The following is a 23452-nucleotide window of genomic DNA, read 5'->3' as shown; positions in this document are numbered from 1 at the left end:
TTGCCGCTCGTGACAACCTCGATAGAGAAGAGGACATGACCCGTATCGCCGTTTGTGCACCGTCCACCCCGATCCTCCCCGAGGATGCCGCGCGCGTCACTGCGCTCGCTGCTGCGCATTTCCCCGGTGTGACGCTCGATATCCATCCCCAGTGCTTTGCCGAGCATGGCCATTTCGCCGGATCGGACGAGGCGCGGCTGGCTGCGCTGCTCGAATGCGCGAACGATCCGGCTTACGATGCGGTGTGGTTCGCGCGTGGTGGCTACGGTGCCTGCCGCGTGGCCGAAGATTCCATGGCGCGCTTCGACCATGTGGCGAAGGACAAGGTGTTCCTTGGCTATTCGGATGCGGGCTATCTGTTGGGAGGCCTCTACCGCGCCAAGATCGGCCGTCCCGTCCACGGGCCGATGCTTGCCGATATTCGGCGTGATGGGGGCGAAGCGGCGACCCTGCGGGCACTGGCCTATCTTTCGGGAGAGGGCGCAGCCGGCATCGAGTCTGCCGTGGGGCAGGGGCATCCGGTGGTCGCGTTCAACCTGATGACGCTGGCGATGCTGTGCGGTACGCGGTTGATGCCGGGACTGGCCGGGCATGTGGTGATGATCGAGGAAGTCTCGGAATATCTTTATGCCGTGGACCGGCTGATGTTCCACCTTTCGGCGCATCTGGGCGGGATTTCCGGGCTCCGGCTTGGGCGGGTGAGCGCCGTTCCCGAAAACGACCGCCCGTTCGGGATCGAGCCAGAAGCGATCGTGCGCCACTGGTGCGAGCGGCACTCGATTGCTTTTCTGGGCGCCGCGGACATTGGCCATGATGCGGATAACCGCATCGTACCTTTCGGCTGAACGAAAGCGCGTTCCAAGCCCTCTACCATCGCGCGTGCGGCGGCTGTATGGGCGCTTGTGTGCGCTTTAAGGGTTGCTCTGTAGCGGCTCGGTGAATAAGCGCGGCGCCTTTCGCGGGCTGGCCTCTGGTCGCTCGTGGTGAACGAACGACATTCAAAGAAGGTATCAGCACATGCGCGCATTCGTGTTTCCGGGGCAGGGCAGCCAGAAAGTCGGCATGGGTGCGGAGCTTGCTGTGGCCAGTGCCGCCGCACGCGAGGTCTTTCAGGAGGTCGACGAGGCGCTTGGTCAGAACCTCTTCCGCATCATGACCGAAGGCCCCGAGGATCAGCTGACGCTGACCGAGAATGCCCAGCCTGCGATCATGGCTCATGCCATCGCCGTGTTGCGCGTGCTGGAGAAGGAAGGCGGTATCTCGTTGGCCGACAAGGCGGATTTCGTCGCCGGACACTCGCTGGGTGAGTATACCGCCCTGTGCGCTGCTGGAGCTTTCAGTCTTGCCGATACGGCGCGTCTGTTGAAGCTGCGCGGCCAGTCGATGCAGGCCGCCGTGCCGGTGGGCGTAGGCGCGATGGCGGCGCTGCTGGGCGCGGACATCGAGAAGGCGAGCGCGCTGGCAGAAGCCGCCGCCGAAGGCGAGGTCTGCACCGTCGCCAATGACAACGACCCGACGCAGGTCGTGATTTCCGGTCACAAGAACGCGGTCGAGCGCGCCGTGGCGCTGGTCAAGGACCACGGCATCAAGCGTGGTGTGCTGTTGCCGGTTTCGGCGCCGTTCCACTGCCCGCTGATGCAACCTGCCGCCGATGCGATGGCCGCAGCGCTTGAGGGGACGAAGCCGGGCGCGCTGCGTGTGGCGCTCTATGCCAACGTTACTGCCGACGTCGTGACCGATCCTGCTGTGGTCCAGCGCCTGCTGGTCGAGCAGGTGACGGGCCGCGTGCGCTGGCGCGAGATCGCGATCGCGATGCGCGAGGCCGGTGTCGAGCAGTTCGTGGAACTGGGCGGCAAGGTGCTGGCCCCGATGATCAAGCGCAGTGCCGGTGAAGTCGATGTGATCTCCGCCTCGACCATGGCCGAGATCGAGGAACTGGCGAAGGCGCTCTGAGCGCTTCGCCTGCAACTGAATTTTCCAGAGGAACCAAGACCATGTTCGATCTTCACGGAATGACCGCCCTCGTTACCGGCGCTTCGGGCGGTATCGGCTCGTCGGTGGCTCGCGCGCTGGCCGCACAGGGCGCCCGCCTCGTGATCTCCGGCTCCAATGCCGACAAGCTCCGCGCCTTCCGCGAGGAACTGGTCGAGCACACCCCGCAGCACCTGCAGGATGTCGATCACGTCGCCATCGCCTGCAACCTGTCGAGCGCCGAGGACGTCGAGAAGCTGGTGCCCGCCGCGCTGGAGACGCTCGGTAAGATCGACATTCTCGTCAACAATGCCGGGATTACGCGTGATAACCTCGCGATGCGCATGAAGGACGAGGAGTGGGATGCGGTGATCCGCGTGAACCTCGAATCGACCTTCCGCCTTATGCGCGCCGTCACCAAGCCGATGATGAAGGCGCGCTTCGGCCGTATCATCAACGTGACCTCGGTGGTCGGCACGACCGGCAACCCCGGCCAGATGAACTACTGCGCGGCCAAGGGCGGCATCACCGCGATGTCCAAGAGCCTCGCGCAGGAACTGGCCAGCCGCAACGTTACCGTGAACTGCATCGCGCCGGGCTTCATCCGCACCGCGATGACCGACGTTCTGCCCGATGCCCAGAAAGATGCCCTCAACGGTCGCATCCCGATGGGCCGGATGGGCGAGGGCGATGACATCGCCGCTGCCGCCGTATTCCTGGCGAGCAAGGAAGCGGGCTACGTCACCGGCCAGACAATCCACGTCAACGGCGGCATGGTGATGATCTGACCGGAAAGGCCGGGTGGAGGGCGAAATCGCTTTCCACCCGCTCTCTTCGGGGCGAAACCCGGATTTATCCCCAGTTTCGCAGGTTTCAGGCCACATCGCGCTTGCCGCATGCCTGACTCGCGCTAGAGATAGTGGTCCAATTTTCGGGGTTTCTTGAACCCAAGCCCGACCAAGGGGGACCTGAGGCTGTCATGAAGGCCACTATCGAACGTTCCACGCTGCTGCGCTGTCTTTCCCACGTGCAGTCGGTCGTCGAGCGCCGCAATACGATTCCCATCCTCTCGAACGTGCTGATCGAGGCATCGTCTGCCGGTGCCCTGCGCATCATGGCGACCGACCTTGACCTTCAGGTCGTCGAATCGGTGGGCGCCGTTTCGGTCGAACAGGCAGGCGCCATCACGGTTTCCGCGCACCTGCTGTTCGATATCGCCCGCAAGCTGCCCGATGGCAGCCAGGTGAACCTCGATGCCGCCGAAGGGCGCATGGTGGTGAAGGCCGGGCGCAGCCGCTTCCAGCTGCCGACGCTGCCGCGCGATGACTTCCCGATGATCGCCGAAGGCGAACTGCCGACCAGCTTCGAGATTCCGGCGGCCACGCTGGCGCAGCTGATCGACCGCACCCGCTTCGCGATCTCGACTGAGGAAACCCGGTATTATCTGAACGGCATCTTCTTCCACGTCACCGAGGACGAGCTGAAGGCTGCGGCAACGGATGGCCATCGCCTCGCCCGCTTCACGCTGGCGCGCCCCGATGGGGCCGAAGGCATGCCGGACGTGATTGTGCCGCGCAAATGCGTGACCGAGCTGCGCAAGCTGATCGAGGAAGTGCTCGACACCAAGGTGCTCGTCGATCTTTCGGCCAGCAAGGTGCGCTTCACGCTGGGCGGCGAGCATGGCGTGGTGCTGACCAGCAAGCTGATCGACGGCACGTTCCCCGATTACAATCGTGTCATCCCGACCGGTAACGACAAGCTGCTCAAGATCGACCCCAAGTCGTTCTTCGAGGGCGTGGACCGCGTGGCGACCATCGCCACCGAGAAGACCCGTGCGGTCAAGATGGCGCTGGAGCAGGACCGGGTGACGCTTTCGGTCACGTCGCCGGACAACGGCACGGCAGCTGAGGAAGTTCCGGCAGACTACTCGGCAGAGGGCTTCGAAATTGGCTTTAACGCCAATTATCTCAAGGACATCCTCGGTCAGATAGATGGCGATACGGTGGAGCTGCATCTGGCCGATGCCGGTGCGCCCACGCTGATCCGCCAGGATGAAAAGAGCCCGGCGCTTTACGTACTGATGCCGATGCGCGTCTAGGACGCCAGCCCGGTATTGTCGGGCTGCGATTATACGATGCGAGATTTCAAAGGCCGAAGCTTTCCATGAGGAAGCTTCGGCCTTTGATGTGAGTGGCCTTGGAACATGCAGATTTACCGGCCGTTTGCTTCGTATGTTTAACCGGATGGCAAGGGCGTTTCCGGCATAGTGACGCGCATGGCTAGAAGCAGAATCCGGCAGGTAATAGCAGGTCCCGCAAAGCAGGCGCTGTTGACGCTGCTCAAGCGGAGAGCCACCAAGATTCCGGTGGCTCTCCAGACCGGATTTTGGATGTACGGCGGAGTGATCTGGCGGCCGCGATCCTGCCTGATGATCAGCCATCCCACAATGAGCCAGCCGTTCGCAACAGCTTTGCGCGTCGGGTAACGGCGGATGTCGTGGCTGGAGCGGCAGACGGTTTCCTTCCTCGGCGTTGGGCTGCCATGGCGCTGGCGATGTCTGCCATGGCCGTTTTCATTGGGCTTCGAGCGCAAGAGCCCCCGGCGCGTTGACCATCTGGGCGCTGTGCGCTGCAATTGCGCTGTGTCTGTCAGCTCCGGCGTTGACCGCTGTGCAAGGCCGCCTCGCGCCCCATGACCTGCGTCGCTACCCCGTTCTGCTTGCAGGGATTGCCTTGCCCATGTTCTTGTATGGACTGGCGACCGCAACCTGGACGACCATGCGGACAGATACCGACTGGAGCGTGACCACCAGTATTTATGTCATGATCCTGCTCGCTGCGGTGGCCTTGCTGGAAGGCAATCTGACATCCGTGGTGGCGGCTACGCTGGGGTTATGGACAGGTGTACTGCTGTTTGCCGGTTCGTCGCAGACATATCTGATGCTGGTCCTTGGTGGCGTATTTGGCCTTTACTGCGTTGTGCGTCATGCACGGGCATCAAAAGAAGCTGAAGAGCGACGCATCGAGCACGATCGCATTCATGCGCGAGCTGGCGAACTTCTGAGCGAATTCGAGGAATGTGGGCAGGGCTGGTTCTGGGAAACGGACCGCCGTGGGCAGATTACCTACGTATCGCCGCAAATCGCGCAGCATCTCGGTCGTGGGCATGGGGAATTGGCAGGCAGGCCCTTCACGTCGCTGTTCATGCTCGATGCGCAGGAGCAGGAAAGCGAACGTACACTGGTTTTCCACCTTTCGACGCGCTCGTCGTTTGTGGATCTGGCGGTGCTGGCAGCGACGGGCGATGCAGAGGAGCGCTGGTGGTCGATCACCGGCAGGCCGGTTCTGGATCAGTTCGACAACTTCATGGGCTTTCGAGGCTCGGGTGCAGATCTTACCGAGCGCCGTCGTTCCGAACAGCATGTGACGCAGCTGGCGCGTTTCGATTCGCTTACCAAGCTGGCCAATCGCTTTCAGATGTCGGAATGGCTTGAGAAAGTGCTCGCTGCGCCACGGATCGAGAACAAGGCCTGCGCTGTGTTCCTGCTCGATCTCGATCGCTTCAAACAGGTCAACGATACGATGGGCCATCCCGCCGGTGATGCCCTGCTGGTGCAGGTGGCCGATCGCCTTCGCTCCACAGTGGGGAGCATGGGGCGTGTCGGCCGTCTTGGCGGTGATGAGTTCGAAGTCATTCTCCATGGTCATCATCAGCGTGAAGGACTTGCCCATCTTGCACGCCGGATCATCGAGACCATTTCGCAGCCGTATTCCATCGAAGGTTCGCGGGTCATCATCGGCACTTCTGTCGGTATTGCCCTCTGTCCCGACGACGGGGTGACGGCGGATGAGCTGATTCGAAATGCCGATCTTGCTCTTTATGCGGCCAAGGGCGGCGGGCGAGGTCGCCACCATTTCTATGATGACGATCTCCATTCGGACGCCAAGGAGCGGCAGCGTTTCGAGCAGGATCTTCGTGACGCGATCGCGACGGGCGGATTTGAGCTGCATTATCAGCCGCAGGTTCACACGATGTCGGAAAAGATCACCGGCTTCGAGGCGCTCCTGCGCTGGAACCATCCACAACTGGGCTACATTTCACCGGCGAAGTTCGTGCCGATTGCAGAGGAAGTCGGACTTGTCGCCCAGATCGGCGAATGGGCGTTGCGGACGGCATGTCACGATCTGGCCAGCTGGCCACGTGATGTGAGGGTCGCCGTAAATGTGTCACCGCTGCAATTTGCCAACCCTGTGCTACCGGCGATCGTAGCCAGTGCGATCGCTTCCTCCGGCATTGATCCGGATCGGGTCGAACTGGAAATTACCGAAAGCGTATTTCTGGGCGAGAACAAGAATACCGAAGCGATGTTCAGCGCCCTGAAGAACATCGGCGTAAGGCTGGCGCTGGACGACTTCGGCACCGGCTATTCCTCGCTCGGCTATCTGAAGAAGGCGCCGTTCGACAAGATCAAGATCGACCAGAGCTTCGTGCGCGGTGCTACGATGGAGGGGAGCCGTAATGGGGCGATCATCGCTTCGATCGTCAATCTCGCCGAGGCGCTTGGCATGGAGACCACGGCGGAAGGCGTCGAGACGCTCGACGAACTTGATCTCGTTCGGCGGCTGGGGTGCAGCCATGTCCAGGGCTTCATCTACGAACGTCCGCTTGATGCCAAGGCAGCGGCACGCCGCCTGGCGATGGGGCTGTCCGCCATCGCGCAGGGGCCGCGCTCTGCGCGTGCGCCGCGCCAGACCATGTTGCGCAAGGTCGTGCTGGAACATGGTGAGCATCGCTACGATGGCACTATCCGCAACATCTCTCCAACCGGTGCTATGATAGAAGGGCTATGGAACGTTCCGGAAGGCACGCCTTTCGTCATTCACCTGGCCGATGGGCTGAGCGTGAAGGCACAGACCAGATGGTGCCACGAAGACCGGATTGGCGTGAAATTCGGCAAGGCGCTTGATGTGGACGAGACAGGATCGGTGCAGTTTAGCGCGGTTGCGGCCCCTGCGGTAAGGCCCAATGCGGGTGTCTTGCTCAAGGCAGGCTGACAGCGATGAAAAGCGCTGCTAACGGCGCTTTCATGACAGACCTCGCCCAGATCCGAAATTTCTCGATCATTGCCCATATCGACCACGGTAAGTCGACACTTGCCGACCGCCTGATCCAGCGCACCGGAGGCCTCTCCGACCGCGAGATGAGTGCGCAGGTGCTCGATAACATGGATATCGAGAAGGAGCGCGGGATTACCATCAAGGCGCAGACGGTGCGTCTTAACTACACGGCATCGGATGGTGTGACTTATGAGCTGAACCTCATGGACACGCCGGGCCACGTCGACTTTGCTTACGAAGTGTCGCGCAGTCTTGCCGCGTGTGAAGGCGCGCTGCTGGTGGTCGACGCCGCGCAGGGCGTGGAAGCGCAGACGCTGGCGAACGTCTACCAGTCGATCGAGCATGATCACGAGATCGTGCCTGTCATCAACAAGATCGATCTGCCAGCTGCCGAACCGGAAAAGGTGCGCAACGAGATCGAGGAAGTGATCGGCATCGATGCGTCCGAAGCCGTCATGGCCTCGGCCAAGTCGGGCATCGGTATCGACGAGATTCTCGAAGCCGTCGTCGCCAAGATTCCGGCGCCCAAGGGCGATCGCAATGCGCCGCTCAAGGCCATGCTGGTCGATTCCTGGTACGACCCTTATCTCGGTGTCGTCATTCTGGTGCGCGTGATCGACGGCGTCATCAAGAAGGGGCTGCCGGTCAAGTTCATGCAGGGCGGCACCGACCATCTGGTCGATCGCGTGGGCTGCTTCACGCCCAAGCGCATCGATCTGCCCGAACTCGGCCCCGGTGAGATCGGCTTCATTACCGCGCAGATCAAGGAAGTGGAGCAGGCCAAGGTCGGTGACACGATCACAACCGTAAAGCAGGGCGCGACCGAGGCCCTGCCGGGCTACAAGGAAGTGCAGTCCGTGGTGTTCTGCGGCCTCTTCCCGGTCGATGCCAACGACTTCGAGAAGCTGCGCGAATCGATCGGCAAGCTGCGCCTGAACGATGCCTCCTTCAGCTTCGAGATGGAATCGAGCGCGGCACTGGGCTTCGGCTTCCGCTGTGGCTTCCTCGGCCTGCTGCACCTTGAAATCATTCAGGAGCGCCTGAGCCGCGAGTATGACCTCGATCTCATCACCACCGCGCCCTCGGTGGTTTATCGACTGACGATGACCGACGGCAGCGTGAAGGAACTGCATAACCCGGCCGACATGCCCGATCCGGTGAAGATCGACTTCATGGAAGAGCCGTGGATCAAGGCGGTGATCTACACGCCGGACGAATACCTCGGCTCGATCCTGAAGCTCTGTCAGGACCGCCGTGGCATTCAGAAGGACCTGACCTATGTCGGCGGCCGTGCGCAGGTGACGTATGAACTGCCGCTCAACGAGGTCGTGTTCGACTTCTACGACCGCCTGAAGTCGATCAGCCGCGGCTATGCCAGCTTCGACTACGAGCAGATCGGCCTTCAGGAGGGTGACCTCGTGATGATGAACATCCTCGTCAACAACGAGCCGGTCGATGCGCTGTCGATGGTGGTTCACCGCAGCCAGGCAGAGCCGCGCGGCCGTGCGCTGGTGGAGCGTCTGAAAGACCTGATCCCGCGCCACATGTTCAAGATCCCGATCCAGGCCGCTATCGGCGCCAAGGTGATCGCGCGCGAGACGATTTCGGCGATGCGCAAGGACGTGACTGCCAAGTGCTATGGCGGTGATATTACCCGCAAGAAGAAGCTTCTGGAAAAGCAGAAGGAAGGCAAGAAGCGCATGCGCGAATATGGCAACGTCCAGATTCCGCAGGAAGCCTTCATCGCCGCACTGCGCATGGGCGAAGAGTGACCGCAGAGTGACGACAGCCACGCCCAACGGTCGCTTTGATCGCGGGGTGTGCGCATTGACTTGATAGGTTAACAGAAACAAGCGTATAGTTCACAACTCGTTAGCCGAACCGGGGGGAGCGGCAGCGTGAAGTGAGGCTTGATCTGAGTGATGGATAATGGCGGGCAGGACAGTCGCGGCGTGCAGGACGACGCGACGAGTCGCATCCGCGTTCTTCTTCCGGAACTGACAGCAAAACAGCACGAAGTTCTGCGCTTCGTGGCCGAAAACCGCACCAGCAAGGAAATCGCCTGGGAACTCGGCATTTCCGAGAGCGCCGTCAACCAGCGTATCGAGGGTGTGCGTAGTCGTTCGGGATCTCCGCCGCGTAACGAACTGGCGCGCGTTTACCGACAATACCTGACGGAGATGGAAGAAGCCTGTAATCCAGTACCAGATAAGATTCCTCAGGTTAACCAAACCCCGGCAACTGTGGTTCCTCAATGGCAGGACGAGATGCCCGGTTCCGGACTGGATGGGCGGATCGTCCCGAAGGTGCTCGATGGACCGGCCGGACGATTGAACCGGACTGCTGCCATGGTCATGATCGCAATGGGGATGCTGTTGACGGCGGTCTTGGGATTGACCGTCGTGCGGGCTCTCAGCGATCTGACATGATCGTGTCGGCGGATGTTCGCTTGTTTTGGAAGCCGGGCCAGCCTTCCCTCTTTCTGGTTGGGGGCAATGCGGACGAGCCGTGTTTGCCGGGGGACTTTTATGACGATGACTCTTGCCGTTGCCAGCGCCCGTATTGGTCGCCAGCTTCCCGAAGCCGAACTGTCGCTCGATCAGGCGCTGCTCGCATCCACCCGTCTGATGGAAACGATGCTGCTGGCGCGCCAGACGGAAGGCGTGGCGGCCTATACCGGCCAGGCGGCGCTTTTGCGGCTGGCAAAGACCCAGCGCACGCTGCTCGCCTCGCAGACCGATATGCTCAAAATCCATCGCGAACTTTTCGACCTCAACCGCGAATTGCGGGCGAGTGGCGACGAAGACGGCAATTGCCCGGACAATACCGGCCTGCTGGACGATTCCCTGCTGCGCGACGCTGCCTGACGTTCAGGCCTGGGGCGAACCGTGGAGTTCTGGCAGGCCTTTATGCTTGAGACGCTCTGGTTCATCAGGGCCTGGTTCCAGTGGTTCGGCCTTGTCGTTCTGGTGATAGTCTCGTTCCGGCGCGGCGCCGCGCCGGAACGTTGGCTGTCATCGATCCTGCTGGGAATGATCGGTTTCGATTTTGCCTATCACGGCATTTTCGGTCAGCCGGGTATCGTGATTGATCGCGGCAACATCGGGCATTTCCTGAACGATCTCTGGGTCATGGCCGCGATATTCGTTGTCGCGATGAGGGCGAACCGGGTCTATCCCCTGTGGCTGGGCGCCGCGCAGATCATCGCCGTTCTGGCGCACTGCTACAGGTTTGCGTTCACGGACATCGACATGCTGGCCTACGCTATCATGCAGCGTATGCCGAGCTGGATACAGCTGGTCGTGATGACCATCGGGCTCACCGCGCATATCAGGCGTGAAAGGGCAATCGGGCCTTATCCATCATGGGAAGCACTGGCCCGCGTCGTTCCGCCCGTCCTGCGCGCCGGTTCGCCTCTGCCGACGAGGATTTGACTTCACGGCGTCACCATCGAAAGTAATGTCGGAGGAACAATGCAATGGCGGATTTCTTAATCCGATAACCGTAATCCTGTCATCGCCAATTCGATGGAGATATCTGCTTGAACGTCCTGACTCATGCCACCCAGCCTTACGATGGTCAGGCGCCGGGAACCTCCGGCCTGCGCAAGAAGGTCAAGGTCTTCCAGCAGCCCAACTATGCCGAGAATTTCATCCAGTCGGTATTCGATGCTGTTTTGCCTGAGGCTGGTTCGGCTTTGGTGATTGGCGGAGATGGACGCTTCCACAATCGCACCGTGATCCAGCAGGCGATCCGCATGGCGGCGGCAAACGGTTATGGCCGCGTGCTGGTGGGGCAGGGCGGTATTCTGTCGACGCCTGCGGCCAGCAATGTCATCCGCAAGTACGGGGCCAGCGGTGGCCTGATCCTCTCGGCCAGTCACAATCCCGGCGGCCCGGATGAAGACTTCGGGATCAAGTACAACATCGCCAATGGCGGCCCCGCGCCGGAAAGTGTCACCAAGGCGATTCTGGAACGCACCACGATGATCGATCGCTGGCTGTCGCTCGACACGCCGGACATCGATCTCGACGCTTTGGGCGATGTCGTGGTGGGGGAGATGACTGTCACCGTGCTCGATCCGGTCACGGACTATGCCGATCTGATGGAAACCCTGTTCGACTTCGATGCGATCCGCGCGGCTGTCGCAGCAGGCTTCACGATGCGCTTCGATGCGATGAGTGCTGTCACCGGGCCTTATGCGCATGAGGTGCTCGAAAACCGGCTGGGCTTTGCCAAGGGCACTGTCGTCAATGGTACGCCGCTGGAAGACTTCGGCGGGCATCACCCCGATCCGAACCTGATCCATGCGAAAGATCTCTACGACCTGATGATGGGCGAGGGTGCGCCGGTGCTGGGAGCAGCTTCGGACGGCGATGGCGATCGTAATCTCATCATCGGGCGTGGACGCTTCATCACCCCGTCGGACTCGCTGGCGATGCTGGCGGCGAACATGCATTGCGCGCCCGCCTACAAGGATGGCCCGTTGGGTATCGCCCGCTCGATGCCGACCAGCGCTGCCGCGGACCGCGTGGCCGAGGCGTTGGGTATCGACATTTACGAAACGCCCACCGGTTGGAAGTTCTTCGGGACCTTGCTCGATGCCGGAAAGGTCACGATCTGCGGTGAGGAAAGCGCCGGGACCGGCGCCGACCATGTGCGCGAAAAGGACGGCCTCTGGGCCGTTCTGCTGTGGCTCAACATTCTGGCGGTGCGCGGCATCTCGGTGGATGAACTCGCGCGCGAGCATTGGACGAAGTTCGGCCGCAATTACTACGCGCGGCATGACTACGAAGCGGTCGACAAGCCCGCTGCCGAAGCCTTGATCGCAGAACTTACCGGCAAGATGGAAGGCCTTGCGGGGCAGAGCTTCGGATCGTTGACGGTCAAGCTCGCGGACAGCTTCTCCTACACCGATCCAGTGGATGGCTCGGTCAGCGCCAATCAGGGGCTTCGCGTGCTGTTCGTGGACGGCAGCCGCGTGGTGTTCCGCCTTTCGGGCACCGGCACGCAGGGCGCGACGCTGCGGGTCTATCTGGAAAGCTATGTTCCGGCAGATGGCGATCTCGACGCCGAGACGGGTGATATGCTCGCCTCGCTGATCGCTGCGGCGGAGGAGATTGCCGGGATCGTCCGGCATACCGGACGCGCCGCACCGGACGTGATCACCTGATCCTGAGAAAAGGGGCGCGAGACGGAACCGGTCTCGCGCCCCCTTTCGAAATTACAGGTCGATCTGGACCCGGCCGCCCAGCACCAGCGCATTGCGCACCGCTGTGGTGGCCCCCGGTTGCACGACGTACTGGACGTCAGGCGTGACCGTGAACCCGCTCTTGATCGAGAAGGCATAGCCCAGTTCATAGGTCGTCGTGGACGTTTGCATACCGGGTGCTGTCGCCGGGCCGTTGAACGAACCCGGTGCGGGCGGGAACCCGGTCGGCAGTTCCTCTCCGGCGGCGAGTGCCAGTTCCTGCGCATTGGTGAGCGACTGGCTGATCCAGCCATGCGTCACCATCGCCTCGATGCTGTCTGCGGGACGCGATGGGATCACGCCCTTGGCGACGAGGCCTGCAAAGGCATAGTCGCGGAAGATTGCCGTATGCCGGTTGGCATGGGTCCATCCGCCCAGCACCATCAGTCCGTCCGTGCCGTTCTTGCCCGTCCGCACCAGCATCTGGTCGAAGCTGGCATAGAGCGAGAGCGAATGGTCATGATCGCTGTATCCGGTGCGCAGGTCGGGACGGTCGCTGGTATCGTAGGTTCCGCCCAGCTTGTAGTGGCCCTGAAGCGCATTGGGCCGAAGCGGGGCGTCCAACCGGCCTCGATGGGTATCTCGGTGCCGATCGTGTGCGACCAACCCCAGTCGAAGCCATCGGGGCCGCCGTAGCGTGGGCGTATCTGATAGGCACCGGCCTGAACGTACCAGTTGGCCGTCGCGGCCTTGATCCGTCCGCCCCAGGTGGCGCTGGGATTGAGCGAATAGCTCTGGTCGATCGACTGCCCGCGCGGCTGCGGACATATCCCCAGCGAAAGGAAGCCGCAGTAGAGCGGAGAAGTGTTGAAATCCTCGCCCACCGGGATGCGGCCGATCTTCTCGTCGAGCGTGAAGCCGCCACCGGATGCGATATGCTCCAGATAGAGGTGCCCGAGGTGGATATCGGCATTGCCGGTCGCACCGTAGATTTCCTGCACCGCACCAAGGTCGTCGCCAAGGTACTTAGCGCTCGCGCTCACGCCATGGCGTGAAACGAGTTGCCCATGGATGCTCCATCCGCGCAGGTTTACCAGTTTCTGCAGGTCGATATCGGCCTGCAACTTCAACTGGTCGGCATAGGCCGTGCCGTGCTTCAGGCCGCCGGAAACCACGCTTCCCGTTTCCGAGAGGTATCCCGCCGAAATATCGATTCCCTTGTCGGACAGGTCGGTTCTGACGCCGCCCCAGTCTCCCAGCAGGTGTCCTCCTGCATTGGCGTCACCGGACTGGACTGCGGCCTCTCCCGCTGCTGCAGTCGCATCGCTCTCCGGTGTTTGTTGTTGCTCTTGCGCGAGGGCGGGGCTCGCGACGAGGGTGGCGGCCACAAGGGCCGCCACCGAAATCGCCTGCTTCATCAGGACTTGTTCTGCGGCAGGGCGTAAGCGACGACATAGTCGCCGGTCTTGGTGCCCAGACCACCATGACCACCAGCGGCGATCACGATGTACTGCCGTCCGTTGACCGAATAGGTCATCGGCGTGGCATTGCCACCGGCGGGAAGCCGGACCTGCCACAGCACCTTGCCGGTCTTCGTGTCGATGGCCCGGAACATGTCGTCCGCCGTCGCACCGATGAAGTCCAGACCGCCTGCGGTCGCCATGTTGCCGCCGATATTGAAGATACCGGTCTTCATCGGCAGGTTGGTGTGCGTCCCGAACAGGCCGGTGGCGCGAGTGTCACCGATCGGGTGTTGCCAGACGATCTTGTGGCTGACGAGATCGATCGCGGTCAGCGTGCCCCATGGCGGCGGGTTGCAGGGGACGCCAAGCGGGTTCAGCCAGGGATGAACCTTGCCGACATAGGGCGTACCATATTGCGGGGCGACCGGGGCACCCAGCTTGGGCTCGTTGCCCGAGCCGTTCCACGCCGGAACGCTGCCGTTCTTCTCGAACGGACCGCGCGGCAGCATGGTGATGCGGAACGGAATGTAGTTGGCATTCGCGATCAGCAGCTTGTGCACCGGATCGATGGTTGCGCCGTGCCAGTCGATCACGCCGTCGAAGGCGGGATAGACGATCGTCGGCTTGAGCTGGGGCGGCGTGAACTGCCCCTGATAAGCCGACTGGCGGAACTGGATGCGGCACATCATCTGGTCGATCGGCGTCGCGCCCCACAGGTGGTTCTCGACGAGATCGGCCGGCGTCACCGAAGGAATGCCCGGCGAGTAGGGCTGCGTGGGTGACAGGGTATCACCCGGAACGCCATTGGTGGGCACCTTCTTCTCGACCGTTTCGACCAGCGGCTTGCCGGTGCGGCGATCGAGTACGAAGAACTCACCGCGCTTGGTCGACTGGACCAGCGCCGGGACCATCTGGTTGTTGATCGGCAGATCGACCAGCGATGGCCCGATCGGCAGATCCATGTCCCACACGTCATGGTGGACGGTCTGGAAATGCCACTTGGGCTGACCTGTGGTGATGTCCAGCGCCACGATGGACGAGTTGTAGGCGTTATCGAAAGGACGACGGTTGCCGCCGTAGTAGTCGGGCGTCGCGTTGCCGAGCGGCAGGTAGACGGTGTTGAGCGCCGCATCGGCGGTGTAGACACCCCAGGCATTAGGTGTGCCGCGCGTAAGCTCGGTGCCGTCGCCGGGGTGGACGACCTGATCGGGGTGGCCGACATCCCAGGCCCAGACGATCTTGCCCGAGATGGGATCGAAGGCGCGGACGGCGCCCGAAGGTTCTTGCTCGGCCTGGTTGTCGTAGATCCAGCCACCCAGGATCATGCGATCATGCAGGACCAGCGGGGGCGAGGTGACGAAGTGGAACCCGGCAGGAACGTGGCCAAGATACTGCTTGAGGTCGATGAAACCGTTGTTGCCGAAGTCCGAGCAGGGCTTGCCGGTCTCGGCATTCAGGGCGACCACGCGTGCATCGAGCACAGGGGCAATGATGCGGGTGGGGCAAACGCTGCTCTTGCCCGCAGGCGCTTGATAGTAAGACACCCCGCGGCAGGCGAGGTAGACGTCGGCGTCGGTCTGCGCCTTGGGATCGAACTTCCACTTGATCTTGCCGGTGGCCGGATCGATCGCTTCGACCCACGAATGACCGGTGCACAGATACATCGTATCGCCGACCTTGATCGGCGTGGCTTCGAAGTTGAACTCGTGACCGGCATCGGTGCCGCCAATGTCCTCGCCGGGACGCATGGTGTCTCCTGTCTGGGCGGTCCACGCGACCTTGAGGTCCTTCACGTTGCCGGTGTTGACCTGATCGAGCGGAGAATAGCGATCACCCTTGGGGGTGCGACCGTAGAACCACCAGTCGGAGGCTGGAACGGTATCATCCACTTGGCCCGCATAGTTGCGGGCCGTGGCGGTGCCGTTGACGCCGACGGGCGTGGCGAAACCGATGACCAGCACCACGACGGCGAGGGCCGAGGTGAGGGCGGGTGCCCACACGGCAGTACGGCCTACGCCGGTTCCGGCGCCATTGCCGATGAGCCCGCGACGGACCCAGGGAAGCAGCAGCCAGAGGCCGAGAATGAGCGGTGCGACGAGGCGGGGCTCAAGGCTCCAGCCGTCGAAGCCGACTTCGCCGATGGCCCAGAGCGTCGTGCCCAGCAGGGTCGCGCCGTAGAGCCACAGGGCCCAGGGGCTGCGCATCAACAGCAGCGCGCCGGTCGCTGCGACGGCGATACCGGCGATGAGGTAATAGAGGGATCCGCCAACGGCGGCGAGCCAGACGCCGCCGATGGCGAGCACCAGTCCGACGAGAATGAAGACGGCGCCGCTGAACCAGGGACGCCTTGGTATGGTAGTGGGGGCATGTGACAGTTCTCCCGTTGTCACGGGTCGAACGAGCATTTGTGCGACAAGTTGCAGAAAAAATGCGACTGCACGTAAAAAATTAATTTGGCGTTCAGCGATATCGCGCGCTTTTCCGGTGGTTGAGTGATATGCCGGGCAAAGGCTTGCCAACAGTTTATTCGCATCCTGTTCACCGATTTTACGCAGACTTGTCCACAGCGGTCGGGCGTCGTAAGCGCCTTGCCCATGGACCTTTCTCGCTATCTTTCGCGCATCGGCCTTGCGGCTGCTCCTTCTGCCGGTGTCGAAGGGCTCGCCCTGTTGCAGGCAGCGCATCGCCAGACAATCGGGTTCGAGAACCTCGATATTCCGCTGGGCCGCCCGATCCTGATCGACTCTGCTTCCGTGTTCGACAAGCTTGTGGTGCGGGGCCGCGGGGGCTACTGCTTCGAGCAGAATCGCTTGTTCTCCGATGTGCTGACCGCACTCGGATTACCGAATCGTCCCTTGCTGGCCCGCGTGCGACTGGGCCTTGCGCCTGAAGTTGTCCCGCCCCGCACGCACACGCTGCTGCTGGTCCGCACCGGTCCGGGTGAGAGCTGGCTGGCCGATGCGGGCTTTGGCGGTAGCTATGTTCCGCCGCTGCGTCTGGAGGATGGTTACACGGCAGAAACACCGGATGGCGCCCGTCACCGGGTGCGACGTACCGGCCCTGAACTGCCGCTGGACGGCGAATGGATGGTCGAGCGCGCAGGCCCTTCCGCTGCTACGGATGGACGCGCGGCTGACCATGGCGAGTGGCAGGTGCAGTACGTCTTCGATACTGCGCAGGTCTGGCCCGAGGATCTGGAAATGGGCAGTCACTGGACATCGACACGGTCCGGCTCACGCTTCGTCACTGCGCATGTCGCCAGCGTGGTACTGCCTGATGGCTTCGCGGCCTTGAGCGATCGCCGTCTGTCGATCTATCGCGCGGGCGGCAAGACGCGCGAAGTGCGCGAGATCGAAACCTCCGACGAATATGCGCAGCTTTTGCGCGAAACCTTCGGCATTGCGCTTGGCGATGAGGAAGCCGCTGCGCTACCGCTATTCCGATAATCGTCAGACCTCGCGAAGGCGGGGCATCAGTTCCACGAAATTGCAGGGGCGGTTGCGGCTGTCGAGTTGTTCGGCAAGGATGCCGTCCCAGCCGTCCTTCACGGCGCCGTTGGAGCCGGGCAGCGCAAAGATGTAGGTGCCCCGCGCCAGGACAGCGCAGGCGCGCGACTGCACCGTGGATGTGCCGATGGTCTTGTAGGACAGCCAGCGGAACAGTTCGCCGAAGCCGGGAATGTCCTTGTCCTTCACAAGGTCGAGCGCCTCGGGCGTCACATCGCGCCCGGTCAGACCGGTGCCGCCGGTGGAGACCACGGCATCGACTTCGGGATCGTCGATCCAGAGGTTGAGCCGTTCGGCGATCTTCCCGGCATCGTCGCGCTCGATGGTGCGATGGGCGAGCGTATGCCCGGCGCCGGTGATGCGCGCGGCAAGGATGTCGCCGGAAGTGTCCTCGTCGGGCCCGCGCGTGTCGGAGACTGTCAGCAGCGCGATGCGGATCGGACGGAATGTCCGCGAGGTGTCGATGGCCATGTGAAAGCGCGCTCAGTCGCGGCTGTCGGCGAACTGTGGACGGGCAGGGGCGTCGGCATCGGTGTTCATCGCGACCGGCTGGCCGATCAGCGCGCCGTTTACCGCCATGCGCACGCCCTTCGAGCCCGAAAGGCCGGGGAAAGTCGGCCACATGTCCTGTGCCAGCGCCATGCGGCTTTCAGAATCGCCGCCTGCCTGCCGCTCGTACATCCAGTAGTTGCGCAGCACGATGTTCACGTAGCCGCGCGTTTCCCAGTATGGCAGGGATTCCATCCAGAGCAGCGGATCGCCCTGCGAATTGACCTGCGTGTTCCAGCGCGAGATCGGTACGATCCCGGCGTTGTAGGCGGCCATGACCTTGGGTAGCAGCCCCTGCGTCGCGGGCTGATCGCGCAGACTGTCGAGGAACTGCTGTGCGTAGGCGAGGTTGACCTCGGGCTTGTTGAGGTTGCTGGTCGTGGCCGGCACGCCGACGACCGAGGCATAGTCCCCGCTGTGCTTGGCAGGACCTGCATGAGGCCACGCGCGCCTGCCGGGCTGACGATATCGGTGTTGAACACCGATTCCTGCAGCGTGTGGGCATACATCAGCGCAGGATCTACCTTCCAGCCGCCTACCGGCGTCCACTTGGGCGTGGGGAAGCGCGAGGCAGGATCGGGGCGTCCGCCCTGCGGCGCATTATAGGCCATCCACAACTGCGTGGAGGGCAGGCCGAGGTCACGCGCAAGGCGGCTTAGCGGACCATATTGCCCCGGATCGCCGATCCGTGCCTGATGGCGCAGCACTTCGTCGGCCAGTGAATCCTGTCCGATTTCGGTCAGTTCGACGGCGGTGCGGACATTGGGATTGTCTCGCAGCTTCTGCCAGTCGCTCATCGTGAAGTCGGCATCGGCATGCTGGGCGGGCAGGCGCATGCCAAGCTGTTCAACGGCGAGCATGCCGTAAAGCGTCTCGTCGCGCTTGGCAGCCATGCGCAGCACCGGCGTTGCTTCTTCCGGACGACGGCAGCGCACCAGCGAACGGGCCTGCCAGTAATAGGCGGCGCTGGTCAGTTCGTCGTTATCCGAAGACCGGGCCGCATTGCGAAAAGCCTCGGCCGCGCCTTCGCAGTCGTTCAGGCGCCAAGCTGCAAGCCCGGCAGTCCACCATGCCTCGCCGACCCAGGGGCCGACGCCTTGCGTTGCCAACTGCGCCATCTGATAGGCATTGGCGTCCTGATTCTCGATGTAGTAGCTCCAGGCCACCTTCTGACGCCATTCCGCCCGAGCGTTGTCGCTGAGCGTTGCGTCGATCCCGTCGAGCAGCACGCGGGCGCCTTGCGGGTCGTCGTTCCTGATCCGGTCGAGGATGTTGTTCGATACCAGTTGCGGCATGGTGCCGTCGTTGGTGGGGGCTGGGCGGGTGCGCTTGGGCAACGATGGCAGGCGCGCAACCTGCTGTTCGAGCGGCAAATCCGGAATGCTGCCTGCCCCGCGCTTGAGCGCAAGTCGGCTGATCTGGTCGGCACCGGGAAGCTGCGTGCCGCCGGCCAGCCAGGTCTGGAGGTCGGCCAGCGGAACTCTGGGCGAGCCGGCGGCGAGGTAATACTCTGCCACGGCCTCGCGCTGGAGCGGGTTGTTGCTGTCCGGCTGGGCGCTTTGCTGGGCGAGCAGGGACTGCACCGTGCGCCAGTCCTTGGCATCGATCGCTGCGAAGACTCTACCGTAATAGCCGCGATCGTCCTGGCTGAGCAGGGTCGGGACAGCGGTGCTGTCGGCGCGCGCGCGGAAGTAATCGACCGCTGCGCTGTTCGCGAGCGCCGGGGTGGCCGCAGAGGCTCCCATCAGCATCGCAATGGCTACGAAAGTCCTGCGGGTTGCCGCGCCCACGCCGTTCCGTTTCGTCAAAGTGTCGTCCCTGATCCCGCTCTTGATGCGCAGCGCCGATCCGTGGGCCGTGCAACCAAGCGTCTAGTCCTGTCGAGCCCCATGCCCGGTCCAGCATCGCGCCTGTTGAGCGCTATGCCCTTCTTGTCGGCTGGCATGGGTGCGGGGCGTTCAGCGCTGCGCGGTCCATTCCAGCCAGGCCTTCCAGAGAACTGCCTTCGCCTGCGGTCTGTGCAGCATCGAAGAGAGGTCCCGTGTGGCCAACATGGGGATCTCATTCTTTCCTTGGTTAAATCGCGTTAAAACGGCAGGGCGTTGCGGTAACTCGTGGCCGATGAGCGGCAGGATGTGTCCGCCAAGGGTCAGGAGGCGCTGCGGGCGGGCCAGGGCAACGTGGTGTGCCACGATATCGCCCAGCCCCCGCTCGCCCAGCGCGCGCCAGTCGGCGGCGGGCATATGGCGCGGGAGCACGCTGGCGATATAGGCGGTTTCGCGGCTCAGTCCGAAAGCTGTGAGGATTGCATCGAGCAGCCGCCCCTGTGGGCCAGAGAGAAGAGAGTTGGCGTCTTCGATCTCGGGCTGTTCGACCAACACCATCAATGCCGCGCCTTCCGGCCCTTGCGGGGCGACACGGCCACCGGTGCGACCGTCGTCCAGCACAGGCGCTTCCAGCCACCATTGCCGGAACGCCGCGAGTGTCTCTGGCATGTCGCCATCGAGGCGCGGCGGCGGAGGCGGGCCTTCGAGTTCGACGGCGGCGATCAGGCGCGCCGGACCGCGCGGTTCGTCCTCTTCCTCGCTTTCGGGCACGATCCATTTGCGCGGCTCGTCGAGGAAGTCGCTGTCAATACCTGCCTCGCGCCACCAGTCGAGCACGCCCGAAATCGCCGTGCGGGGATCGAAGCGCGCATCGAACGGGGCATTCCCGTCCCAATTTTCTGGATTTGGCGGCTGAACCATGGTTACGGCTCTTGACCTCTCGCTTGCCAGCAATCAAGGCTGGATCGAAATTAATCGCGCGACTAAATTGCGTGCACAGACAAATCCTGTCGCCATCAGGACGGCGCGCGGGTTCAGGGCTTTGAAGGACGACCATGACCGAACGTGAAGAGATGCCTTACGACGTTGTGATCGTCGGCGGCGGGCCTGCCGGGCTTTCGGCGGCGATCCGGCTGAAGCAGGTCTCGCCCGATCTTTCGGTCTGCGTGCTGGAAAAGGGCTCGGAGATCGGCGCGCATATCCTCTCGGGCGCGACGATTGATCCCAGGGCGCTCGATGAACTGCTGCCCGATTGGCGTGAGCAGGGCTGTTCGCTCGCCGAAACGCCGGTGACGGACAACTGGCACTGGGTGCTCTCCAAGTCCGGCAAGCGCGCGATGCCGCATGCGATCATGCCGCCGTTCCTCTCGAACGAGGGGAACTACACCGGATCGCTGGGCAACCTGTGCCGCTGGCTCGCCGAAAAGGCCGAGGAACTGGAGGTCGAGATATTCCCCGGCTTCCCGGCCGCCGAAGTGCTCTATGATGAGGCGGGCGCCGTGATCGGCGTGCAGACCGGCGACATGGGCGTGGGCCGCGATGGCGAGCCGCGTGACGATTACCAGCCCGGCATGAACCTGCTCGGCAAGTACACCGTATTCTGCGAAGGTGCGCGCGGCAGCCTGACCAAGCGACTGAAAGAAAAGTTCGATCTCGAAGCCGATTGCGAGCCGCAGGTCTATGGCATCGGCATCAAGGAGTTGTGGGACATCGCGCCCGACAAGCATGTGCCGGGCCGCGTGATCCACACGCAGGGCTGGCCGCTGTCGGAGAGCGAAACCTGGGGCGGCGGTTTCCTCTACCATCAGGCGAACGGACAGGTCTCGCTCGGCTTCGTGACGGCGCTCGATTACAAGAACCCTTACGTCTACCCGTTTGAGGAATTCCAGCGTTGGAAGCAGCACCCGGATATCCGCGCGATCCTCGAAGGCGGCAAGCGTGTGGCCTATGGCGCGCGCGCGATCAACGAGGGCGGCTGGCAGTCGGTGCCCAAGCTCGCGTTCCCCGGCGGCGTGCTGGCGGGCTGCTCGGCGGGCTTCGTCAACGTGCCGCGCATCAAGGGTACCCATACCGCGATGAAGAGCGGCATGCTTGCCGCCGATGCCATCGCAGTGGCCATCGCGGCCGGGCGCGAGGCCGATGCGCTGGACGAATACGACGCTGCGGTGTGTGACAGCTGGATCGCCAAGGAACTGAAGCTCGTCCAGAACGCGCAGCCGATGGTCGCCAAGTTCGGCGGCACGCTGGGCACGATACTGGCAGGCGCCGATATGTGGCTGCGCCAGCTGTTCGGCTTCGGTCTGGCCAAGCCGATGAAGCACCACACCGACGCCAGCGAGACGCAGCGCGCCGATCTCTACAAGCCGATCGTCTATCCCAAGCCCGATGGCGTTATCAGCTTCGACCGTCTGACCAGCGTCTCGTTCTCGTTCACCAACCATGAGGAAGACCAGCCGGTCCACCTCAAGCTGAAGGACCCGACGGTTCCGACGCGGGTGAACCTGCCGCTCTATGCCGGGCCGGAAGCGCGGTACTGCCCCGCAGGCGTCTACGAATTCGTCGAGGACGCGGGCGAGGCGAAGTTGCAGATCAACGCGCAGAACTGCGTCCACTGCAAGACCTGCGATATCAAGGACCCCACCCAGAACATCGAATGGGTAACGCCCGAAGGCGGCGGCGGTCCGAACTATCCGAATATGTGACGCGGATGAAGCGCAGGGCGAACTCCGTCGCCGCGATAGGATTTCTTTCGTGGGTCGGCCTATTCTGGATGGGACAGGGGCTTACCTTCGGCGTCTATGATCAGGGGCCTGGAATCTATCCAAGTGCGGGGCAGACAGACTTTTACGTGATCTGGCCCGCAGTTGTCGCGCTGACACTTGGAACGGCGGCGTGGGTCGTCAATGGTACGCAGCGAGGCTTTCATGCTCTTGCTGCGCTGGGCATTCTTGCCATCATCGCGATATTTCCGTTCTTGTTTGTCTATACCGGAGGCGTCTAAGTCGCGGTCACGATGCACCTGACCGAAACCGCTTACGCCAAGATCAATCTCGCGCTCCATGTTCGCAGGCGGCGCGAGGATGGTTACCACGAACTCGAAACGCTGTTTGCCTTCGTTGATGCGGGGGACGAACTATCCGTGCGCTCTGCCGATGTGGATCGGCTGGAAACACATGGTGAGTTTGCAGGCACGCTCGACAATCCCTTCGACAATATCGTCGCCAAGGCACTGGGCGCGTTGCCTCGGCCGGACGGCTGGGCGGTGACGCTGGACAAGCGCCTGCCGGTGGCTGCAGGCCTCGGCGGCGGTTCTGCCGATGCAGGCGCGGTGTTCCGCATGATCGAACGCGCGCAGGGGCTACCGGATGACTGGCACGTCCGCGCCGCGAAGCTCGGCGCGGACGTGCCAGCCTGCGTGCTCTCGCGTCCGTGCATCGGCACCGGCACGGGAACTGACCTTGCCGAAGTTGCCGAGAACGACCTTGCGGGGTGTCCGGTACTGCTGGTGAACCCGCGCGCGCCGGTGCCGACCGGGCCGGTGTTCAAGGGGTGGGATGGCCTCGATCGGGGGGCGATGCCGCAGGGCAGCTTGCGACATATCGCGCTGACGGGACGCAACGATCTGGAAGCGCCCGCGCTCGCCTTGTGTCCGGTGATCGGCGATGTGCTGGCCGCGCTTGCCGCAAGCACCCCGTTCCTGGCGCGCATGTCCGGTTCGGGCGCGACGTGCTTTGCGCTTTATGACGATCTGGAGGCCCGCGATGCCGCTGCCGCGCGGATCGCGACCGAATACCCCGAATGGTGGCAACTGGCAGGAGCGCTGCGATGA

17 protein-coding genes and 2 pseudogenes are annotated in these 23452 nt (G+C 62.9%); 14 read left to right on the top strand and 5 right to left on the bottom strand.

Going from position 1 to position 23452, the window contains the following annotated elements:
• Positions 1-35: 35 nt before the first annotated feature.
• From CI805_RS10570 to CI805_RS10525, 10 genes are all read left to right on the top strand, one after another.
• A complete protein-coding gene (locus CI805_RS10570) occupies positions 36-845 on the top strand; it encodes an LD-carboxypeptidase (RefSeq protein WP_260923098.1) in 810 nt (269 codons plus the stop codon).
• A gap of 172 nt (positions 846-1017) precedes the next feature.
• A complete protein-coding gene (gene fabD, locus CI805_RS10565) occupies positions 1018-1953 on the top strand; it encodes an ACP S-malonyltransferase (RefSeq protein WP_260923096.1) in 936 nt (311 codons plus the stop codon).
• A gap of 41 nt (positions 1954-1994) precedes the next feature.
• Positions 1995-2759: a 3-oxoacyl-[acyl-carrier-protein] reductase gene (gene fabG / locus CI805_RS10560; protein WP_260923094.1), complete on the top strand. Its 765-nt coding sequence runs from the start codon at positions 1995-1997 to the stop codon at positions 2757-2759.
• Positions 2760-2950: 191 nt separating this feature from the next.
• Positions 2951-4069 (top strand): DNA polymerase III subunit beta, encoded by a 1119-nt coding sequence (gene dnaN, locus CI805_RS10555; RefSeq protein ID WP_260923089.1) that lies wholly within the window; start codon positions 2951-2953, stop codon positions 4067-4069.
• Positions 4070-4709: 640 nt separating this feature from the next.
• Entirely contained in the window at positions 4710-7025 is a 2316-nt protein-coding gene (locus tag CI805_RS10550; protein ID WP_260923087.1) for an EAL domain-containing protein, read from the top strand.
• A gap of 32 nt (positions 7026-7057) precedes the next feature.
• Complete coding sequence (lepA, locus tag CI805_RS10545; RefSeq protein ID WP_260923085.1) at positions 7058-8860, top strand: translation elongation factor 4; 1803 nt, start codon at positions 7058-7060, stop codon at positions 8858-8860.
• Positions 8861-9010: 150 nt separating this feature from the next.
• On the top strand, positions 9011-9517 hold the full coding sequence (locus CI805_RS10540; protein ID WP_260927942.1) for a helix-turn-helix transcriptional regulator: 507 nt from the start codon (positions 9011-9013) through the stop codon (positions 9515-9517).
• A gap of 105 nt (positions 9518-9622) precedes the next feature.
• On the top strand, positions 9623-9955 hold the full coding sequence (locus tag CI805_RS10535; RefSeq protein ID WP_260923083.1) for a hypothetical protein: 333 nt from the start codon (positions 9623-9625) through the stop codon (positions 9953-9955).
• A 42-nt stretch (positions 9956-9997) separates the two neighbouring features.
• Positions 9998-10522: a hypothetical protein gene (locus tag CI805_RS10530; RefSeq protein ID WP_260923082.1), complete on the top strand. Its 525-nt coding sequence runs from the start codon at positions 9998-10000 to the stop codon at positions 10520-10522.
• Positions 10523-10629: 107 nt separating this feature from the next.
• The gene (locus CI805_RS10525) at positions 10630-12261 is read left to right on the top strand and encodes an alpha-D-glucose phosphate-specific phosphoglucomutase (protein ID WP_260923081.1); all 1632 of its coding nucleotides are present in this window, start codon (positions 10630-10632) and stop codon (positions 12259-12261) included.
• A gap of 51 nt (positions 12262-12312) precedes the next feature.
• Here the strand turns inward: CI805_RS10525 and CI805_RS10515 are convergent.
• Positions 12313-13697, bottom strand: a pseudogene (locus CI805_RS10515) (carbohydrate porin).
• The gene (locus tag CI805_RS10510) at positions 13697-16132 is read right to left on the bottom strand and encodes a membrane-bound PQQ-dependent dehydrogenase, glucose/quinate/shikimate family (protein WP_260923078.1); all 2436 of its coding nucleotides are present in this window, start codon (positions 16130-16132) and stop codon (positions 13697-13699) included. The pseudogene CI805_RS10515 and the gene CI805_RS10510 overlap by 1 nt, the downstream one beginning before the upstream one ends.
• A gap of 204 nt (positions 16133-16336) precedes the next feature.
• On the opposite strand from CI805_RS10510, the gene CI805_RS10505 reads away from it, so the two are divergent.
• The gene (locus CI805_RS10505) at positions 16337-17188 is read left to right on the top strand and encodes an arylamine N-acetyltransferase family protein (RefSeq protein WP_260923076.1); all 852 of its coding nucleotides are present in this window, start codon (positions 16337-16339) and stop codon (positions 17186-17188) included.
• Between the two features lie 3 nt (positions 17189-17191).
• Here CI805_RS10505 and moaB read toward each other — a convergent pair whose 3' ends face one another.
• From moaB to CI805_RS10490, 3 genes and pseudogenes are all read right to left on the bottom strand, one after another.
• The gene (moaB, locus tag CI805_RS10500) at positions 17192-17719 is read right to left on the bottom strand and encodes a molybdenum cofactor biosynthesis protein B (protein ID WP_260923073.1); all 528 of its coding nucleotides are present in this window, start codon (positions 17717-17719) and stop codon (positions 17192-17194) included.
• Between the two features lie 12 nt (positions 17720-17731).
• Positions 17732-19548, bottom strand: a pseudogene (locus tag CI805_RS10495) (transglycosylase SLT domain-containing protein).
• Positions 19549-19755: 207 nt separating this feature from the next.
• Positions 19756-20544 carry a uracil-DNA glycosylase family protein gene (locus CI805_RS10490; protein ID WP_260923062.1) on the bottom strand — a complete coding sequence of 263 codons (789 nt, stop codon included), beginning with the start codon at positions 20542-20544 and terminating at the stop codon, positions 19756-19758.
• Between the two features lie 134 nt (positions 20545-20678).
• Here CI805_RS10490 and CI805_RS10485 point away from each other — a divergent pair, with 134 nt between their 5' ends.
• The 3 genes from CI805_RS10485 to CI805_RS10475 are packed head-to-tail and all read left to right on the top strand — an operon-like array spanning position 20679 to position 23452.
• Positions 20679-22325 carry an electron transfer flavoprotein-ubiquinone oxidoreductase gene (locus CI805_RS10485; protein ID WP_260923061.1) on the top strand — a complete coding sequence of 549 codons (1647 nt, stop codon included), beginning with the start codon at positions 20679-20681 and terminating at the stop codon, positions 22323-22325.
• A gap of 5 nt (positions 22326-22330) precedes the next feature.
• Entirely contained in the window at positions 22331-22624 is a 294-nt protein-coding gene (locus tag CI805_RS10480) for a hypothetical protein (RefSeq protein WP_260923059.1), read from the top strand.
• A 12-nt stretch (positions 22625-22636) separates the two neighbouring features.
• Positions 22637-23452: a 4-(cytidine 5'-diphospho)-2-C-methyl-D-erythritol kinase gene (locus CI805_RS10475; protein WP_260923058.1), complete on the top strand. Its 816-nt coding sequence runs from the start codon at positions 22637-22639 to the stop codon at positions 23450-23452.

The organism is Novosphingobium sp. 9, assembly GCF_025340265.1.
Classification (GTDB): domain Bacteria; phylum Pseudomonadota; class Alphaproteobacteria; order Sphingomonadales; family Sphingomonadaceae; genus Novosphingobium.
Note: the sequence above shows the minus strand (reverse complement) of the source record. Positions and strands in the feature narration are given on the sequence as shown.

What these genes read in the sequence shown, in the direction of transcription:
- lepA (WP_260923085.1), top strand. Translation starts at nt 7,058, where the DNA reads ATGACAGACCTCGCCCAGATCCGAAATTTCTCGATCATTGCCCATATC.
- moaB (WP_260923073.1), bottom strand. Translation starts at nt 17,719, where the DNA reads ATGGCCATCGACACCTCGCGGACATTCCGTCCGATCCGCATCGCGCTG.
- CI805_RS10480 (WP_260923059.1), top strand. Translation starts at nt 22,331, where the DNA reads ATGAAGCGCAGGGCGAACTCCGTCGCCGCGATAGGATTTCTTTCGTGG.
- CI805_RS10550 (WP_260923087.1), top strand. Translation starts at nt 4,710, where the DNA reads ATGTTCTTGTATGGACTGGCGACCGCAACCTGGACGACCATGCGGACA.
- CI805_RS10485 (WP_260923061.1), top strand. Translation starts at nt 20,679, where the DNA reads ATGACCGAACGTGAAGAGATGCCTTACGACGTTGTGATCGTCGGCGGC.
- CI805_RS10505 (WP_260923076.1), top strand. Translation starts at nt 16,337, where the DNA reads ATGGACCTTTCTCGCTATCTTTCGCGCATCGGCCTTGCGGCTGCTCCT.
- CI805_RS10490 (WP_260923062.1), bottom strand. Translation starts at nt 20,544, where the DNA reads ATGGTTCAGCCGCCAAATCCAGAAAATTGGGACGGGAATGCCCCGTTC.
- dnaN (WP_260923089.1), top strand. Translation starts at nt 2,951, where the DNA reads ATGAAGGCCACTATCGAACGTTCCACGCTGCTGCGCTGTCTTTCCCAC.
- CI805_RS10570 (WP_260923098.1), top strand. Translation starts at nt 36, where the DNA reads ATGACCCGTATCGCCGTTTGTGCACCGTCCACCCCGATCCTCCCCGAG.
- fabD (WP_260923096.1), top strand. Translation starts at nt 1,018, where the DNA reads ATGCGCGCATTCGTGTTTCCGGGGCAGGGCAGCCAGAAAGTCGGCATG.
- CI805_RS10475 (WP_260923058.1), top strand. Translation starts at nt 22,637, where the DNA reads ATGCACCTGACCGAAACCGCTTACGCCAAGATCAATCTCGCGCTCCAT.
- fabG (WP_260923094.1), top strand. Translation starts at nt 1,995, where the DNA reads ATGTTCGATCTTCACGGAATGACCGCCCTCGTTACCGGCGCTTCGGGC.
- CI805_RS10535 (WP_260923083.1), top strand. Translation starts at nt 9,623, where the DNA reads ATGACTCTTGCCGTTGCCAGCGCCCGTATTGGTCGCCAGCTTCCCGAA.
- CI805_RS10530 (WP_260923082.1), top strand. Translation starts at nt 9,998, where the DNA reads ATGCTTGAGACGCTCTGGTTCATCAGGGCCTGGTTCCAGTGGTTCGGC.
- CI805_RS10540 (WP_260927942.1), top strand. Translation starts at nt 9,011, where the DNA reads ATGGATAATGGCGGGCAGGACAGTCGCGGCGTGCAGGACGACGCGACG.